At 63.5% G+C, this 17,493-nt stretch carries 16 protein-coding genes and 1 pseudogene; 10 read left to right on the top strand and 7 right to left on the bottom strand.

Going from position 1 to position 17,493, the window contains the following annotated elements; translation table 11 throughout:
• Nucleotides 1–44 precede the first annotated feature (44 nt).
• Both IPK24_24025 and IPK24_24020 read left to right on the top strand, forming a co-directional pair.
• Nucleotides 45–284: a hypothetical protein gene (locus IPK24_24025; GenBank protein MBK8078529.1), complete on the top strand. Its 240-nt coding sequence runs from the start codon at nucleotides 45–47 to the stop codon at nucleotides 282–284.
• Entirely contained in the window at nucleotides 262–681 is a 420-nt protein-coding gene (locus IPK24_24020) for a hypothetical protein (protein ID MBK8078528.1), read from the top strand. Before IPK24_24025 ends, IPK24_24020 begins: the two co-directional genes overlap by 23 nt.
• A 184-nt stretch (nucleotides 682–865) precedes the next feature.
• On the opposite strand, the gene dndA is transcribed toward IPK24_24020, so the two are convergent.
• A complete protein-coding gene (dndA, locus tag IPK24_24015; GenBank protein ID MBK8078527.1) occupies nucleotides 866–2,080 on the bottom strand; it encodes a cysteine desulfurase DndA in 1,215 nt (404 codons plus the stop codon).
• Nucleotides 2,081–2,243: 163 nt separating this feature from the next.
• Here dndA and dndB point away from each other — a divergent pair, with 163 nt between their 5' ends.
• The 8 genes and pseudogenes from dndB to IPK24_23975 all read left to right on the top strand — a co-directional run bounded on the left by dndB (nucleotide 2,244) and on the right by IPK24_23975 (nucleotide 9,822).
• Nucleotides 2,244–3,335, top strand: a complete 1,092-nt coding sequence (gene dndB / locus IPK24_24010; protein MBK8078526.1) for a DNA sulfur modification protein DndB — start codon at nucleotides 2,244–2,246, stop codon at nucleotides 3,333–3,335.
• On the top strand, nucleotides 3,332–4,876 hold the full coding sequence (gene dndC / locus IPK24_24005) for a DNA phosphorothioation system sulfurtransferase DndC (GenBank protein ID MBK8078525.1): 1,545 nt from the start codon (nucleotides 3,332–3,334) through the stop codon (nucleotides 4,874–4,876). The genes dndB and dndC overlap by 4 nt, the downstream gene beginning before the upstream one ends.
• A complete protein-coding gene (gene dndD, locus IPK24_24000; GenBank protein MBK8078524.1) occupies nucleotides 4,873–6,846 on the top strand; it encodes a DNA sulfur modification protein DndD in 1,974 nt (657 codons plus the stop codon). Before dndC ends, dndD begins: the two co-directional genes overlap by 4 nt.
• A 5-nt stretch (nucleotides 6,847–6,851) precedes the next feature.
• On the top strand, nucleotides 6,852–7,244 hold the full coding sequence (gene dndE, locus IPK24_23995; protein MBK8078523.1) for a DNA sulfur modification protein DndE: 393 nt from the start codon (nucleotides 6,852–6,854) through the stop codon (nucleotides 7,242–7,244).
• Nucleotides 7,241–8,722 (top strand): annotated as a pseudogene (locus IPK24_23990) (DNA phosphorothioation-associated putative methyltransferase). Before dndE ends, IPK24_23990 begins: the two are co-directional and overlap by 4 nt.
• 122 nt (nucleotides 8,723–8,844) lie before the next feature.
• The gene (locus tag IPK24_23985) at nucleotides 8,845–9,480 is read left to right on the top strand and encodes a hypothetical protein (protein ID MBK8078522.1); all 636 of its coding nucleotides are present in this window, start codon (nucleotides 8,845–8,847) and stop codon (nucleotides 9,478–9,480) included.
• Nucleotides 9,477–9,584, top strand: coding sequence for a hypothetical protein (locus IPK24_23980; protein MBK8078521.1), 108 nt, complete (start codon nucleotides 9,477–9,479; stop codon nucleotides 9,582–9,584). Before IPK24_23985 ends, IPK24_23980 begins: the two co-directional genes overlap by 4 nt.
• A gap of 4 nt (nucleotides 9,585–9,588) precedes the next feature.
• Nucleotides 9,589–9,822, top strand: a complete 234-nt coding sequence (locus IPK24_23975) for a hypothetical protein (protein MBK8078520.1) — start codon at nucleotides 9,589–9,591, stop codon at nucleotides 9,820–9,822.
• Nucleotides 9,823–10,300: 478 nt separating this feature from the next.
• Here the strand turns inward: IPK24_23975 and IPK24_23970 are convergent, their stop codons facing one another.
• Genes IPK24_23970 through IPK24_23945 form a run of 6 tightly spaced genes read right to left on the bottom strand, consistent with a single transcriptional unit; the run spans nucleotide 10,301 to nucleotide 17,434 of the window.
• Nucleotides 10,301–10,711 (bottom strand): hypothetical protein, encoded by a 411-nt coding sequence (locus IPK24_23970; protein ID MBK8078519.1) that lies wholly within the window; start codon nucleotides 10,709–10,711, stop codon nucleotides 10,301–10,303.
• Nucleotides 10,712–10,764: 53 nt separating this feature from the next.
• Nucleotides 10,765–10,956, bottom strand: a complete 192-nt coding sequence (locus IPK24_23965; protein MBK8078518.1) for a hypothetical protein — start codon at nucleotides 10,954–10,956, stop codon at nucleotides 10,765–10,767.
• Entirely contained in the window at nucleotides 10,953–12,827 is a 1,875-nt protein-coding gene (locus IPK24_23960; protein MBK8078517.1) for an AAA family ATPase, read from the bottom strand. The genes IPK24_23965 and IPK24_23960 overlap by 4 nt, the downstream gene beginning before the upstream one ends.
• Nucleotides 12,824–12,988, bottom strand: coding sequence for a hypothetical protein (locus IPK24_23955; protein ID MBK8078516.1), 165 nt, complete (start codon nucleotides 12,986–12,988; stop codon nucleotides 12,824–12,826). The genes IPK24_23960 and IPK24_23955 overlap by 4 nt, the downstream gene beginning before the upstream one ends.
• 43 nt (nucleotides 12,989–13,031) lie before the next feature.
• The gene (locus tag IPK24_23950; protein ID MBK8078515.1) at nucleotides 13,032–15,173 is read right to left on the bottom strand and encodes a DEAD/DEAH box helicase family protein; all 2,142 of its coding nucleotides are present in this window, start codon (nucleotides 15,171–15,173) and stop codon (nucleotides 13,032–13,034) included.
• Nucleotides 15,170–17,434, bottom strand: a complete 2,265-nt coding sequence (locus IPK24_23945; protein ID MBK8078514.1) for a hypothetical protein — start codon at nucleotides 17,432–17,434, stop codon at nucleotides 15,170–15,172. Before IPK24_23945 ends, IPK24_23950 begins: the two co-directional genes overlap by 4 nt.
• Nucleotides 17,435–17,493 lie beyond the last annotated feature (59 nt).

Here is a 17,493-nt window from a genome sequence, read left to right as displayed (position 1 = left end):
TCTCCCATACGGCGTTCGGGCTCGACACCAACATCATTCTTAGAATGGCCAGGGCCGAATCCAAGACCACAGACTTGAGGGATTATCTCGCAACCTCTCACCTCGGACCCCTAGTACTTCCGGGTCAAGTTGTCCAAGAGTTCTGGAACAACACCATCTCGGTGATTGACACAGTCTCGCGGTCAGTCCAGAGAAAGTATGACGAACTCGCGAAAGAACTTCCTAAGACTGAGGTTGCCGACGATATTCACGACCGGTTCGGTGAACTTCTTCGCGAAGTTTGAGCGTCGATATGGATACCTTTATGACCCCAAGACCGCCAAGCGATTTGCAGAGCTGTGGTCGATGCTTGAGATCAAGGCGGTTGTTTCATATGCTCCGCGGAGCAGGTTCGAGCGCCTGGTGCAGATCCGGAACAGCACCAAGACGCCGCCGGGCTTCAAGGACGCTGGCGACGGTGACTTCTTCGTCTGGGCGGACTTCCTTCTGGGCTTGTTAGAGGCTCGAACTGGAGGTGATGAGTTCGATTCAGTGGTCCTAATTACAGAAGACACTAAGCCGGACTGGAGCTCCGGCGGCGTCGCGCACCCGATCCTGGTCGCTGAGGTCGATGCCCTGTTGGGGGTTCCATTTGAGACGTGGACCCTGGACAGATTCAAACTGGAGTTGGGCACATCTTGATGCGTTGTGGCGGATACTCCCAAAAACCCCGACCGCGTATCGGGCCGGAAACAGCGTTAGCCTACAGACCCGCTAAGCAACGACGTATCTCGTCCACCCTTCAGAGCGAATGCCTACACCCTCAATGGCATTCCAGTCCACGTTTCACCGGCCAACCAACTCTGACCACATGCAAGGTCACCATCTAGCCCCTATCGCCACCAGAATCGGGAACTAGCCGCTTCAGCCGTTCGGATACAAGGCTCCACGGCACTGCGGGAGTGAGGTGACTCCACGAGAGTCTGAGGGCTCCGGCAACCTGGTCTTCGGGCAGGTTAGCGGATGTCAATACGTGGCTCGGCTCGTAACTCTGAGAAGTACAGGCTGAGCCGTTAGAAATCGCGATAACTTCCTTGAGTGCAACGATTGCTGCCTCCGAATCAACTCCACGCACCGATAAGTTGATCGTGTTGGCAATCGTTCGGGCTGGGTCTCCATTCATAGTGATCTCGAGCGGGGCGAGTCCGTTGAGTGCTTCGAGTTTGATCTCTTCGCACCGCTGCGCCCACGCATTGTGCTCGTCGAGTGCCAATCGTGCCGCCAACCCCAAGGCGGCGATGAGCGGCACGGGAAGGGTCCCCGGACGTAATCCCCGCTCTTGACCGCCGCCATACATCAGAGGCTGTAGTGGAGCCCTGGTGTAGCCGCGTCGGCGAGCGACGAGCGCGCCGATGCCTTTGGGCGCATAGATCTTGTGTCCCGAGATGCTTAAGAAGTCGATGCGTGGATCCCGCAGTGGCTCAATGAGCTTGCCGAAGGCCTGCGCGGCGTCTACATGCAGGTACGCCTCGTGATGGGCGAGCACGGCAGCGATCTCGTCTAGAGGCTGGATGACTCCCGTCTCGTTGTTGACAGCCATGATCGATACCAGCAACGTGTCGGGACGCAGTGCCGCCTGAACGGCATGGGAGTCGACCCAACCGCCGGTTGTCGGGGGCAATAGCGTGACGTCGAACCCTCGCCGCCCCAGCTCCTCAAGCGGCTCTAGCACCGCCTTGTGCTCGATCTGGCTACTAATGATGTGCCGACGTCCGGTCTTGAGGCCATGTGCGGCCAGGCCCAGGATCGCTAGGTTGTCACTTTCGGTGGCGCCGCTGGTGAAGATCACTTCCGTGGGCTCGGCGCCCACGACGTCAGCCACCACCTGACGCGCCCGGTTAACCCGCTCCTTTGCAGACTGACCGTAGATGTGCGTCCGGCTGCCGGCGTTGCCGAACTCCAGCGCCAGGTAGGTCAGTACCTCCGCCTGGATGCGCGGATCGACCGGCGTTGTGGCGTTGCAGTCCAGGTAGATCGGCCGCTCCGGTCCCGTCCGGGTGGCGTCCGGGGGGAGAACGTCGGAGGGTGTCGCTACCGTCATGACCAGGATCCTACGCGTAGGTTCGGACATGAGTATGGAGAATCGCGGACCAGTGTACGGATCTCCCCTTCCGTACGGGGCCGGAGGCTGGTAAGGGTAGATGGTGGCGCAAACCAAGATCGATAAGAACCTGACGGATGCCCGACCTCGTTCCCGGTCCGGCATGTTCGAGTATGTGTTCCCGGCCATCCGTGGCGTGCAGGCCGGTCGCGAGTACTACGTGACGATGTGCCCGCTCCGGCTCATACCCCGACTCTTCGTCTTCGACGAGGAGGAGCTTGTGCCCGAGATGCGCGCGCAGCGAAGCCTCAACAAGGCCCGCATCCCTGAGATGACGCGCTACATCCTCGACAATTCGGACAGCTATGTCTTCTCGGCGTTAACAGCCTCGGTGGATGCCGAGGTCGACTTCGAACCGATCGGGAGTGGGGGAGGCCCTGCCGATCGGGTCGGCACGCTCAAGATCCCGATGTCGGCCAAGTTTGTGATCAACGATGGCCAGCACCGCCGTGCGGCTATCCAGCAGGCCCTGGTCGACAACCCTGAGCTGGGCGACGAGAGCATCGCCATCGTCATGTTCCTCGATGTCGGCCTGGATCGGTGCCAGCAGATGTTCGCCGACCTCAACCGGTACGCCATCCGGCCGTCCAAGTCGATCGGTGTGCTCTATGACCACCGCGATGAGATGTCGGCTATCGCCAAGCTCGTGATCTTCCGCTCCACCTTCTTCAACGACCTCACCGAGCTGGAGACGAGCAACCTGGCGGCGCGCTCCCGCAAGTTGTTCACGCTTTCCGCCTTCTACAACGCCGACAAGGCGCTGCTCGAAGGCGTCGAGCCGGACTCGCTTGAGCGGCGCGTCGACCTCGCCACTGAATTTTGGCACCTGGTTGCTGACCAGTTCCCCGAGTGGCATCAGGTACACAACCGCCAGGTGAGTGCCGGCGAGATCCGCCGCGACTTCATCCATAGCCATGGAATCGTCCTGCACGCGCTCGGCAAGGTCGGGAACAGCTTGCTGGTCGCCAAGAAGCCGCCCGTCACGTGGCAACGCACGCTTGGGAAGCTGCGTGACCTGGACTGGCATCGTGCCAACGCCACCACGTGGGAGGGTCGCGCCATCCTCGGCGGCAAGGTCAGCAAGAGCGCTGCCAACGTGCTGCTCACGACCGCCGCCATCCGTACGGCCTTGGGGATGCCGCTGCCTCCCGAAGAGCAGCGAGCCGAAGACGCGTTCAACCGAGGAGAGAAATGATCCGCGAGCTGCCGATCCGTCCCCGCATCCGCTCAGCGTTCGACGAGGCGGGCTTCGCGGGCACGATCGACGCCCTCGTGGCGCAGACCCAGGCGCTCTACTTCGCCGACACCGTTCCTTGGGTCGTGGGCTACTCAGGCGGCAAGGATTCCACCGCTGTCCTGCAACTCGTGTGGATGGCCCTCGCTGAGCTGGCTCCAGAACAGCGCTCCAAGCAAGTGCATGTCATCAGCACGGACACATTGGTCGAGAACCCGGTCGTCGCTGCCTGGGTCACTCACTCACTCGACGTGCTAGAAGTGGCAGCCACCAGCCAGGGACTGCCCATCAAGCCGCATCGTCTGACTCCCGCGGTGACCGACACGTTCTGGGTCAACCTCATCGGCAGGGGATACCCAGCTCCTCGGCCGAAGTTCCGTTGGTGCACCGAGCGCCTCAAGATCAAGCCGTCGAACACCTTCATTCGCGATATGGTGCGCTCGCACGGCGAGGCCATCTTGGTGCTCGGCACCCGCAAGGCCGAGAGCTCAGGTCGTTCGCATCGCATGACCGAGCTGGAGTCGCGTCGGGTCCGGGACCTCCTGAGTCCCAATGACGCACTGCCGAACTGTCTCGTGTACTCGCCGGTGGAGAACTGGTCCAACGACGATGTGTGGACCTTCCTGATGCAGAGCCCCAACCCGTGGGGCTACTCCAACAAGGAGCTGCTCACCATGTATCAGGGAGCATCGCCCGACGGTGAGTGCCCGCTGGTCGTGGATGCCACGACGCCGAGCTGCGGTGACAGCCGGTTCGGGTGCTGGACCTGCACGCTCGTCGACAAGGACAAGTCCATGTCGGCCATGATCCAGAACGATGAGGAGAAGGAGTGGATGCTGCCGCTCCTCGACCTGCGCAACGCGCTCGATGTCGCGGATGATCGGCACCTGCGTGATTTCCGGCGTATGAACGGCTCGGTTCAGCTCTTCCACGACCGTCCCATCCCCGGTCCGTACACCCAAGATGCGCGCGAGGACTGGCTTCGCCGGCTGTTGGAGGCCCAGGCCTGGATACGTACGAACGGGCCGGATTACGTCAACCGGCTCGAGCTCGTCACACTGGCTGAGCTCGAGGAGATCCGGCGCCTGTGGGTGGTCGACAAGCATGAGTTCGAAGACCACCTGCCCGGCATCTATGCCGCAGCGATGGGCGAGCCGTATCCAGGTCGTGCCCTCGATGAGCACCTACCCCTCGGACCCGAGACGGTTGAGGTGCTTCGCAGCGTCGTCGGTGACGATCGTCTGCACTTCGAGCTGGTCAGAGAGCTGCTCGACATCGAGCAGCGCCACCGTGCTCAAGCGCGTCGAGCTGGCCTCTTCGACTCGCTGGAGAAGGCGTTCAAGCGCGGCTTTTACGACGACGAGGCCGATGCGACTGCCCGGGCGCATTACCGCCGGTCGGCCATGGACCGGACGCCGCCCGCCGAGGACGAGACTGAACCGGACCCGCTCGACCTGGCTGACGGGTTCATCAAGCTGGTGGATGTGGAGGTCACGCCGTGATCCTGGACGAACTTGCCCTGCACAACGTCGGCACCTTCGCTGGGCACCACCGCATCAAGCTGACGCCGCCATCGGCCAAGAAGCCGATCGTCCTCATCGGTGGGCTTAACGGTGCGGGTAAGACGACCGTGCTAGAGGCTATTCATCTGGCCCTGTATGGCTCGCTTGCGCAGCTCTCGGGCCGACGCTCAGGCAGCTACGACAACTACCTGCGCGGCCTGATCCATCGGGGCGTGCCAGAGAGCGAGGGGGCCGCCGTCGAGTTGCGCTTCCACGCCCATCAGGAGGGCACCGAACTGCAGTACTGGGTGCGGCGCAGTTGGCGTAGCACCGGGGCATCGATCAGGGAGATTCTCCTGATCAACGTCAATGGGAAGCCTCAGCCCGCTCTGACATCGACGTGGAACGAACACGTCGAGACGTTCCTGCCGCGGGGGATCGCCGGTCTGTTCTTCTTCGACGGAGAGCAGATCGAGGCCCTGGCGGATATGGACCGGTCTCGCCAGGTCCTCGGATCTGCGCTTGCTGCTCTGCTCGGTCTCGATCTCGTGGAGCGCCTGACCACGGATCTCGCTGTGCTACGCAGGCGCCACCGCAGCGAGCACGTCCCTGACGCGCTACGCGAGAGTGTCCAGGAACGTCAGCAGACCGTCACAGCCATCCGACAGGCCGAGGAGTCCGCCTCCGATGCTGCGGCCAGCCTGCGCGTTCAGCTCGAGCGGGCCGAGAAGCGGCACTTTGAACTGACCGAACAATACCGGTCGGCTGGCGGTGACTTGCTGGAGCAACGAGAGTCCGCTGAAACAAGTCTCGCCATGCTCCGGAGCGAGCACGCTCGGATCGAGGACGAGCTGCGTGAGGAGATGGCTGAAGCGGCACCTCTCCTCCAGGTCACCGCGTTGCTTGCTGGGCTCCAAGAGCAGGCACAGTTGGAGGCGACGGCGAGTCGCGAGCGTGTTGTGGTTGCGGTGGTCGCCGGTCGCGACGCGGCCCTTCTGGAGCAGCTCAGGGCCTCAAGGGTCCGCGCAGCGACGATCGCGAGCATCGAGCAGTTCCTGGCCGCTGACCGTACCGAACGGGACGCGGCCGCCGCAATCACTGACGTCACAGGGTTGGCTGATCCGGGAGTCGTCGGCCTCCTAACGGCCTCCACGCTGCCGGCTGCGGCGCGTCGCTTGCGTGGCCTGGTGGAACTCCAGCAATCGACACACGCTAGGCTCGATCAGGCTGAACGCATCGTGGTCGCCATTCCAGACCCAGAATCACTCGCGCCGCTGCAATCAGCCCGTGCCGAAGCGTCCGCCGAGCTGCTTCGGCTGCAGGCTGCCACGTCTCATGCAGACGAGCGGCTCCTGATGCTGCGCCATGATCGTGCTCGCGCAGATGCCGCCTATGAATCGGCGATGGACAAGGCAGCCCAAGCCAATTTGGCCGCAGACGATGACCGCCGCCTCGTAGAGCACATCGACCGGGTTCGGACGACGCTGGAAGGGCTGCGCGGTGCGGCGACTCGCCGTCACCTCGACCGCATCTCCGAGCTGATACTTGAGGCGTTGGCCCAGCTTCTCCGCAAGGAGAAGCTCGTCACGGGCGTGCGTATCGACCCCGACTCGTACACCGTCGAGTTGACCGGAATCGACGGGCGACCGCTTCCGTCTCAGGAGCTGTCGGCGGGGGAACGGCAGCTGCTCGCGGTCGCGATGCTATGGGGGCTCGCCCGAGCGGCTGGACAACCGCTCCCGATAGTCATCGACACTCCGCTGGGACGACTCGACGGCTCCCACCGTGAGCACCTCCTGAAGCGCTATTTCCCGCACGCCAGTCACCAGGTGATCCTCTTGTCGACGGACACTGAGATCGACGAGCAGGCCTACGACCGCATCGCCGCCTACGTTGGGCATTCGTATCGGCTGGAGTTCGATACGAGTGCAAACGCCACCACTGTCGAGCCTGGCTACTTCTGGGAGTGAGAACCATGCCCCTTGAACACATCCGGTTGTCCCAGACCGCCCGAGATCAGCTCATCACGCTCAAGCGGCGGACGGGCATCCCGCACTGGAACGTCCTGTGCCGCTGGGCGCTCTGCCGGTCGCTCGCTGAGGCTGCGCCCCCGCCGGTACTGAAGCTCACTCTTGATAGCAACGTGGAGATGACATGGCGCGTGTTCGCCGGCGAGCACGGCGACACCCTGTGGGCGCTCATGCGCTATCGCTGCCACGTCGATGGACTGCCGCTCGATGAAGAGACGCTCGCCCAACAGTTCCGACTGCACCTTCACCGGGGCGTCGGCTACCTCGTCGGTGACCTGCGCGTGACGGACCTTCCCGGGCTCGCCAGCCTCGCACTTGCTGAGTCGCCAGCCGCATGACCACCGAGGTCGCGCGGCACAAGACGGCGCTGTCCCGATCTGCGCTCTCGCGTCCACTGGCGACAGCGCTTGCCGATGAGCTGCTGCCGCCGAACACGTCAGTCTTCGACTACGGTTGCGGCCGGGGCGATGACCTCCGCCAGCTAGCGACGCTTGGCTACGCCGCGACTGGTTGGGATCCCACCCACCGGCCCGAGGCTGACCGAGTGCCCGCGGATGTCGTCAATCTCGGCTACGTCATCAACGTCATCGAGCGACCCGATGAACGTGCCGAGACCTTGCGGAGCGCTTGGCAGCTCGCGAAGTCCGTTCTGGTGGTTTCGGGACGGCTCACGTGGGACGCCCGAGGCCTGCTCGGCAGCCCGATGGGTGACGGCATCCTGACGAGAACCGGCACGTTCCAGAGGTTCTACGAGCAGGCCGAGCTCGCGTCCTGGATCGAAACGACACTCGGTGTGCGCCCACACGCGGCCTCCCCGGGATCTTCTACGTGTTCCGCGATCCTGGACTGGCTCAGCAGTTCCTTGCCACCCGGGTCTACACATACCGTCCGCGCGTACACATCGACCCACACGAGATCTACGAAGCCCACCGCGAGCGACTCGCGCCGCTGCTCAACTTCCTGACGGCGCACGCCCGTGCTCCCAGGGGCGGGGAGCTCGACTCCCTCGCCGAGGCTGCAATCCGTGACGGGTTCGGGAGCCTTGGCCGAGCGACCCAGCTCATTCGCCAAGTTACTGAGGCGAGCTTCTGGGACCGAGTTGCGGTCCAGCGACGGGCGGAACTCCTTGTCTACATTGCCCTATCGCGCTTCGGGCGGCGACCGCGCTTCAGCGAACTCAGGTCAACCTTGGCCGCCGACATACGGTCACTCTTCGGCACGTATCAATCGGCCTGCCTGCAGGGGGATCGGCTGCTGCTCGCCTGCGGAGACCAGGCCATGCTCTACGTGTCAGCGCGTAGCTCGCCCGTCGGCAAGCAGACGCCATCCGCTCTGTATGTTCACCGCAGCGCCTTGGGACAATTGCCACCGCTGCTGCAGGTCTACGAGGGCTGCGCGCAAGTCCTTTCGGGGACCGTGGACCAGGCCAACATGATAAAGCTGTCGGTCACGCAGCCTCAGGTCTCATACCTCAGCTACCCGCGCTTCGACCGCGACGCGCATCCAACGCTGGCATCGGCGGTCACCGTCAACCTGACCAAGCTCAGCGTCGACTGGCGCGACTACAGCCGTTCCGACAACCCTCCGCTGCTCCACCGCAAGGGAAGAGTTCCTGGGTCGAGAGGACCCGCGCCGCGAGCTGTACGCCCGCCTCACGCGCGCAGAAATGCGCGCCGGACTCTACGAGCACCCCGAGCGGATCGGCACCATGGACGGTTGGCAGGAAACTCTCCAAGCGAATGCGGTCCGGGTTCGCGGGCACCGCTTGGAGAAGGTCTTGACCGATACATCCAGTCGAGAGAACGATCCAACCTGATCGCTAAGGCACCCTCGGACTCGGCGACGCATCGCGGTCAGCCGAGCTTCGAGCGGAACTACACGCGCATAGTCCATCATGGGTGGCATGGACGACTCCAGGTAGTCGGGTGACTCGAGGGCATGTTTGATGGGTTCGAGGGCTACAGAACACCAACCCCCGAGCGCTACGAATCTGTACTCACGTCCGGGCTGGTGATCCCCGACGCTAACGTTCTCTTGAATCTATATCGATACAATACCCAAACTCGAGAGGATCTCTTCCGAGTTCTTGCAAGACTCGGAGATCGCCTATGGGTGCCCCACCAAGTTGTTGTTGAGTTCTGGCGTAACCGCGAATCTGCCTCTAGGGATCTACAAGACACTGCCGACCGGACAATCGCTTCGCTTGAGAAACTGCGCGAGCAGTCGAGCTCGGAGTTACAGGCATGGCTCAATCGAATCGCCCTTCCTGGCGAGCGTCGCGCCACGATGCGCCTGGCTCTTGAGGGAGCATTCGATAATCTAGTGGAAGAGATAGCTGAGCTTGTGAACTCGGAGGCTCTTGAGCAAATTGGCGACACAAATCGAGACCCAGTATTGCTGGTTCTTGAAGGTACGCTTTCGTCCAGAGTGGGGGATCCCTTCGACCCTGAAGAGTATGATCATATCGTCAGCGAAGGTCGAAGACGACTCGGCGATGAAGTTCCGCCGGGATACAAGGACAAGACTAAGTCCGGCGATCACAACCTGGCGACTACTTCCTTTGGGAAGGAATAATACGTGAAGCGAAGCGAAGGCAATGTGATGTTCTTCTCGTTACCGGAGATGTCAAGGAAGACTGGTGGCGCAGGAACGCGGGAAAACTCGCGGACCGAGACTGAGCTCGTGGAAGAGATGCTGGATCGGGCAGGAACTCACCTGTTCATGATGCGACCCGACCGATTCATTAGTTATGCCAAGGAAGTTCTTCAGGTGCAAGTCAGCGAGGCTTCAGTCCAGGATATTGAACGTGTTGACCGTTCGACCCAAGAGCCGCACGAGAAGGAATATAGGCCATTGGCCGGCACCTCTTGGATAAATTGCCGGATGGTCGCCGGGGTGACTACCTCAATACGGTGATCGAAATGGCTAGGCTGGCCGAAGGCTCACCCAGCGTCGATGACTTTGTGGCTAGGTTTCAAGATCGGTTTCCGTCGATCACATTGCCTGAGATAGCTCGTCGTCGGATGAGAGTACTGCTTGCTCTCGGGCTTGCGAGTGTTTCCAACGAGCGAGTCGAATTGACGTCGACTGGACGGGCGCTAGTGGCGGACCAACGCCTAGAACTGCTTCAACAAGCAATGCTAGAGCGCATCCGTGGTACGTCGGAAATAGCACAAATGGCTGGCAATCGATCACTTGGGGAGCTGCGAGATCAATTGCGTTCGTCACCACGGCAGGCCTTAGCGTTACCCAAGCGAGGCTTGTATTGCGATGGATGGAGATGCTCGACCTAGTGTAAGGCGTCGGAGGTCGGTCGCGTCGCTGTCTGAGGAACACGGCGCATTTGGTCGTGACACAACAGCGGCTGTGTCGCTCATTGCGGCTTGCCGGGGTGCTACCAACTCACCGAACTGAGAAGTTCCTCCACGGACACCGGCTCCGCTCCCCCGCTTCGAGACAGTGCCTCGGTCACCAGAGCAGCAACGACATGTGCCGCCGGCTGGTGGCGGACGTTGACCTGCTCCTGGACATAGTCGAGGCCGCCGCTCGCGTACTCCTCAAAGATGCGCACCCGCTCTTCCAGACGGGCGTCATCCATGATCTCCGGATCCTCGTCCTCATGGGCGGCAATCATTCTCACCAGGGCTTCAGCGAAGTCCGGGCCGGTCAACGTCTCGTACCGGATGGGGTCTCCGCTGGCGCTCGTGAACGGCGTACGGCGCTGGAAGTAAGCTCCGACCGCGGCGGCGAGCAGGAGCGTGTCCCGGAACGTGGCGAAGGCTGCCTCGTCCCGCAGCTCCACCATGAGTGCCTCATGGTGTTGAGGCCGCCGGACCCGAACGTCACCTGCCGGGGCATTCACTTGATCACCTGCAGTTCTGCGTGGTCGGACTCGGCAGCGGACCGAATGTATGGGTGGTTGACGCCCTCCAGCTCAATGTCCTCGCTGACATCGCCGTCGGCGCTCGTGTGCGTGACGATGACACCGAGGTGGCTGACGTATGGCATGAGCTGACCCACCACCTGGCCTAGCCCTTGGCTCTTGCTCACCAAGACGACGAGCTGTGGTGCGATCTGGGCCAGTGCGCTGGCGACCCCTCGCGCTGGTAGTTCTCGTCGAGCGAGCCGAACGCTGCGTCCATCACGATGGGATAGGTCCCTGCATCCGGAGGGAGCTCGCCCTCCGCGCGCCGCTCCCTGCGGTTCTCGCGAGCCAGCTTGGATACCGCCGCAACGAAGGACAGACTCAAGATCTGGTTCTCACCCGTCGACTTCGGAACCGCCAACTCGACGCCGTTGACGTCCTGGTACAGCGCGAGCTCAAAGCCCTCGCTGAGGCGCGGGATATATCGCTTGATCGTGATCTTGCTGAACACCGCCTTGAGCTCCGCGTCGAGCCTGCGGCGCATGTCGTCTGACCGGATAGTGAGGATCTCCTCGAGCGCGCGCTGCACCGACTGCACCAGGTCGGACCGGGTTCTGGCCTTGTCGGCCAGCTCGTCCGTCACCTCGGCCTTGCTGCGGTCCGAGGTCTTCCGGGTGATCTCTTTCTGAATCTGCTCCAGCGACGTTCTGACGGAGCCGATGCGCTGCTGTTTGATGCCGATCCGCGAGTCGAGATCGATGTTCTTGGTCTCTAGTTCCTGCACACCCTCCATGCGGCCGCCGCGGAGCTGGCCATCAAGCTCGGACTTGCGCTCTTCAAGACGAGCCACCCGGTCGCGCTCGGTCGTGATGCGCCTCAGGATCGCCTGGAGCGTCTCCTGCAGCTCCAGACGCGCGCCTGCCATGAGAGCCATCTGGCCGCTCAGCTCTTGCCAGCCGGTCTCAACGGCCTGCAGCCCAGCGCGCTGCCGCCACTCTTTGACGTGATTCCAGGGACCTTCGTGCTCCACCAGCGGCGTGCCGCAGATGCACGCACCATCGGCGAGGAGCTGGTCTACAAACTCGCGCTTCAGCGGCGCGGGCAACGCTCCCCGCTGGTACAGCGAGCTAGCCGCCGCGGTCGTCGTCTTAACGAGGTCATCGGTGAACGCCAAGAAGCCGCGCGAGGCGATGAGCGCCGCCCGCTCCAAGGTGGCCTCGTCCTTGGCCTTGCGAGCCTCTTCGAGCTCTTCGGTGACGGAATCCCGCTGCCTCTGGATGGGTGCTGCGGTCGCGTGTTGCCGCAGGAGCTCTACGACGCTCTCGCGCTCTTCGCGGAGTGTCGCGAGATCGCTCTCAAGGACCTTGAGCTCTTCGCGGCTAGTAGCTTCGGCCTCGCGCAGATCGTCGATAGCCGTCTGGATGGCGCTGGCCTTCTCACCGCCGTGCTTCTTGAGGTCCGCGGTGAGCCGCCGGTCGACGCGGGGTAGATGCTCCAGCGCGCGCTCTACCTGCTTCAGGTCGAGCAGCGCCTTGATGTCCTGCTGGACCTCGCTGTAGGCGCCCTTCTGCACGAGCTTCTCGATGCGCTCACCGTTGAAGAAGAAGAACCGGCTGATGCCCTGAGGCAGGATGCTGTAGATCTTCTCCTGCGGCGCCTCCATGATCTCTGAGGAGCCATCCGAGGACGTTCGCCACAGCTGCACCTGGGGGCTGCATCGTTGCTGAGCGTCGGATTGCTTGCGCTGCTCCGCGCGCCGCAGCAGTCGGTAGTCGTGCCCCTCATGGTCGAAGGCCAGCTCGACGGACACCTCAGCGGACGATCCCGTTGAGAGTGCGCGCCAAACGCCATCGGTGATCATCTTCTCTGGCTCTTCGATGTCCTCGGTCATCGTGCCGTAGAGGCCCCACATGAACGCGTTGAGGAACGTCGTCTTGCCAGCACCGTTCCCGCCAAAGATCAACGAAACCGGCCGTTGGCTGTCGGAGCGAAGGTCGAAGGTCTGCTCACCACTGAACTGTCGGAAGTTCCTTAGCCTGATCGAATGAATCCTCACGGCAGGATCTCCTTCACGGCCGCCAACAAATCCTCGGTCGGATCCGCTGCGCTGATGTGGAGGCGTGCGCGTTCGATCTCCAAGACCTTCTTCAGCAGTGCTCGCTCCTCGTCAGACAGTGCTCGGAGCACCTCCTGCTCGGTGCGGTGCGCGGCTGTCACGTGGTTGTGCTCCTTCGCTTCAGGTGATGATCACGCGGTGGCTTCACAGGTGCATAAGCTGGTACTGCTCTTTAAGCGGCCGAAGCAGTCCCAGCGTCGTCTCGTAGTTTTCCGCGAGCTTGCCGAACTCGTTGGCCCGTTCCAGCTCACGGCTCAATAGGCTTCGTTCGACATCGAAGTTGATCGGCGTGCCCGCGGACGGAACGGCGATGTAGTCCAGGATCTCTGCCATCGTTTTGCCCTCAGCGTGCCGCAAGATGCGGCCGCGGCGTTGGATGAACTGTCGAGGATTGCTGCTGCTCGCGAGCAAGTAGGCGGTACGCGCGTCCGGGATGTCCACGCCTTCATCGAGGCAGCGCATGGCTACCAGGACGCGGAGGTCGTCTCCAGCTCCAAACCGACGCAGCAGCACCCGACGGTCCGGGCGCGGTGTCTCCGAAACATATGAGTGCGCCGCCAAGCGAAGGTCGTTGCCCACCAGACCCATCACCTCTGCCACCTGGTTCGGTCCGGGTGGCTCACCAGCCTCCCTCGGGCGGTTGCCCTCGGCGCAGTAGACGAGCTGGAACCATGCTGCCCGTCGCGCGTCCAGGTCAGTCCGCAGCTGCTCCAGCTTGCCCTCGGCGTGGCCGAGCACGCCGGCCCGACGGCGCAGCAGGTAACCCATCGGAGAGTCAGGGTCGTCAGCGTTAAGGCTGTCCCCGGCGGCCAGTCGCTTGGCAATTTGCGTGGTCAGCTCGACGTAGAGCTCACTCTCCTGATGGGTCAGTTCAATGAGGCGCGGAACGTACCGGTAGCGGCAAAGCGCGCCCATCTCGATGGCCTGCCCGAGTCCGAGCTCGTAGATGACCGGGCCGAAGTAGTCGCATAGGGCGTCGGTGCCTTCGTCATCGAACCACCGCTCCGGAGTGGCCGACAGCGCCAGGCGATAGGTGGCGTTCTGGGGCAGCGCCGATCGGTACTTCGACGAGCCGAGGTTGTGCGCCTCGTCCGCGATGACGAGCAGTGGCTGCGTGATGCGCGACATGACGGATTGGAACCGCTCGCCGGCAAACGAGGCGTTTGTCGCCACCATCGCCACCACCGGGCGCTGCCCCAATCGTGCTTCGGCGAGTTGGTCCTCCACCACAGGCAGCCACCGCTGGCTGGACTCGTATACGGCCACCGGCCGCACGCCGAAGCCCTCGACCTCAGTGATCCACTGGTCAACCAGGTGCTGCATGGGCGCGAGCACCAAGACTACAAGTGGTTGTTCGCGTTGCCGCAGGACCTGGGCCAACTGGCAGGCTGCCATCATCGAGGTCTTCGTCTTGCCCGTGCCGGTCGCCATCTTGAGGATGCCGCGGCCCCGGTTACCAAGCCACGCGCGCACAGCGTCGCGCTGGTAGTCGCGGACCTCGACCCACCCAGGGATGGCCAGCTGCGCCGGTTCATTCGTCCGCACGGGTGGCGGATCGAGCGCGTCGTCCCTGCCAGGCACGTCCACCTTGGGGCGCCGGCCGCTCATCGCCACGAGTCGGTCCTTGGCTACCTCGGGGAAGGCCTCGATGCGCAGGTTAGGGGTGCGGTCGTTCCAGAGGTCCTCGAAGTCCTCCTCGATGCGCAAGGCCTGTTCGCCGTCGCCCTCAATCCAGCCCCGGTACACCTCGACGGACTCGAAGTTGGCCAGCAGCCCGCCGAGCGTCTCGTTGGCGCTGCCGGTGAAAGCCACGAGTTCCCCGGTGCCGTCCCGCAGCGCCCCAATCTTCTCGTGGTAGATCCCGACGCGACCGGCCTGCTCAATGAAGGCCAACTTTATGTCGAGTTTGCCGTCCGCGATGAGGCGCCCCGTGGTGCCAAGGCCAGCCAGCACACTCTCGCGGTTTTCGTCTTCGAGCTCCCGGAGCGTGGCTCGCTCAATCACGGCGCGCACGTCATAGCCGCGCTCGATGTCCACGATGTCATCGGCGTTCAGGTGGGGAGAGGCGATGAGCCGCATCGAGCCGCCGTGCTGCGTGAACGCATCGATGCCACGAGAAAACAGGGCCAGGCTGGTCGACGTGAAGTAGCCAACCGCCCGCGAGTAGCTCTGCGCCACCGTAAGTGTCGGGACATAGAACTCAGCGACGACGTCATGGCGGTCGCTTCGGTACCGTCCGCCCAAGGACAGGGACCGGAATCCTCGGGGAGCCGGCGCGGTGCTCACAGCAGATCCATGATGTCGTCAATGTCGGCCGAAACCGCCGGCCGCTCGACGGACACCGCTCCCTCAAGCTCGCTGCGCGCGGCCAGCAAGAGGTCGGCTATATCCGCGTCACCGCGTTCTCGGTACCCGCCGATGACGCTGGACGCAGGCGAGTCTTCCGGCAGCCCAATCGCGGCGGCCAGCACCACGAGTGCCTGGCGCTCGTCGCCGCCCACAGCTCCCACGAGCGTCAGCGCGTCCGCCAAGGCCTCGCAGGTCGGAGTTGGGATGACCTCCACCTCGAAGACTCGGTCATCGCGCAACACCAAGAACACCTCGGTGTCGATGGCTACATCTGCCGCCACCAGGAACCGGCGAATGCTGCCGAAGCACGGCTGGTTGCCGTTCCAGTTTACAGACTGCGGGCCGAGCTCGGAGTCAAGCATCAGGGTCTCGCCCGGCTGCATTTGCAGCAGCCCGGCCACAGCCATGGGAGCCACGAACCCGCTGCCGCGCTGGTGTTCCTTGGTGATCTTGAGTCGGAGCACCCACGCCGACCGACGCCGGTACAGGCGCCTTGTCCGCTCGGGGGTCTTGCGGACACAGCGCCCGGCCGTGTCGAGCGTGACCATCCCGTTCTTCACCCGGAACGGTGCCGAGCTCGCGTAGGCCACCACGCTGTTGGCGGTCACACTGTACTTGCCGGTAATGCGCGCCACTAGGTCGTCGAGCGGGATCCGCCCGTCGCTGCGGGCCACTTCCTCCCTTACGGGCGCCCGGACACCGATATACGAATCGAGCCCCCACGACGCAAGCGCCCACTGGTCCCGGTCGACCCGTTCGAATCGGTCATCGATACCCATGGCGTTCTTGAGCGAGCCCAGCGACCGGTCGACACCGATGCGTGTCCAAGATCTCCTGCGAGGCCATCGGCGCACCCCGGCAGACAAGATCGACGCGGCCCAATCACCGACGACGGAGGTACGAGTGAACACATGGTTGCCCCTCAGCTGGTAGCCGCAGTAGGTCAGCCACTCCCCGAGGAAGCGCTCCGGACCGCCACCGGTCCGGCGGGGGTTGAGTGCCTCAACATCATCCAGCTGCACGACGCCGTGCGCGTCGGCCGACTCCTGCAGCCGGGCCAAGGTCACGGCCTGGGCGCCGGCGATCGTCGGGGCCGCGCACCACCCGTCCTCAATCTCGTACGCGTCATCCAGCCGGTCGAGCACCCGCCAGGCCGGTTGCGCTGTCGCCTTCACCCGTCGCGCCAGCGAGGGGAAGCGGGCGATCAGCTCATCGAGCGGTGTCACGGTGCCGACTGCATCTCGAACGGCCCCAGCGACCAGGCCCAGCGTGCTCAGTGGCTCCAGCAGGGAGTCGCCCGGTTCGAGGAACTCCACCATGTTGGCCCGCGCCTTGCCCTCGATCTGCCGGATCCGCTCCCGGGTGACGCCCATGGACCGGCCGAGCTCCTCCAGCGTCTCGGGGTGGTCGGCGAAGAAGCGCCGCGCCAAGATCTCCTGAGCCCGCTCATCGAGGGCGCTGATCGACAGCTGGAGCAGTTCGGCCACGTCCAGGTCCGCTCGGTCATGATCGAACACGTCCCGAGCGGTCACCTGCTCCAGCCGGTGCCTCGCTTCGGCGACTTCGGTCGGCGCATCGACTGGCAGGTCGCCGCCGAGCAGCGGCATCCCCGGCTGACCGAGGGCGGCGTACCAGTTGGCGATCACGTGCAGGTCACGAATGATCGCCGTTTCGCGTGGTTCTCCGCCCGCGCCTGGGGCAGACGCTTGCCTGTGGCGCCCGCGCTCTCGCCTGGTAGTCAGTACAGGAGATGCCGATTCGGTGGCGGCATCCGCGAGAGCACGGAGGATCGAGTCAACCGTGCCGACACCAACCTGAGGCCAGTCGAGGATGTCGGAAAGCTCTTCGCCTTGGAGATCTCCTGCCAAGTAGCAGTTGCCTCGACTCAGCACATTGCGAGCACGAGTGGGTAGGGGCAGATCAGCGAGGGCGATGCTCGAGGGCAGACCGGGGAAGATCTGGCCAATCGTCCAGCGCGACAGCCGCTCAAGGGCCAGTTCGGCAATCTGTGCCAGCCTAAGTTCTCGACCAGGGGTCCCCAGCTCGTCAATCGGGTGTTGCCACCAGGGGAGTTGCTCGATTGCGGCACTCGAATCGACTGCGCAGACTTCGATCCAGGGGAAGGCATCGAGCCAGCACCGAGCAGGCCGGAGATCCACCACCGGGTCGGGGAACGCGGAGGAGCCTTCTTCGTCCATGGAACCTTTCTAATCGTCGCCACCAACAGGGCGGTGTGGCCCACGGGGGCAAGTCTGCC

The organism is Kineosporiaceae bacterium (assembly GCA_016713225.1).
GTDB lineage: Bacteria > Actinomycetota > Actinomycetes > Actinomycetales > Kineosporiaceae > JADJPO01.
The sequence above is the reverse complement of the archived record's forward strand: the minus strand, read 5'-3'. Positions and strand labels throughout refer to the sequence as shown.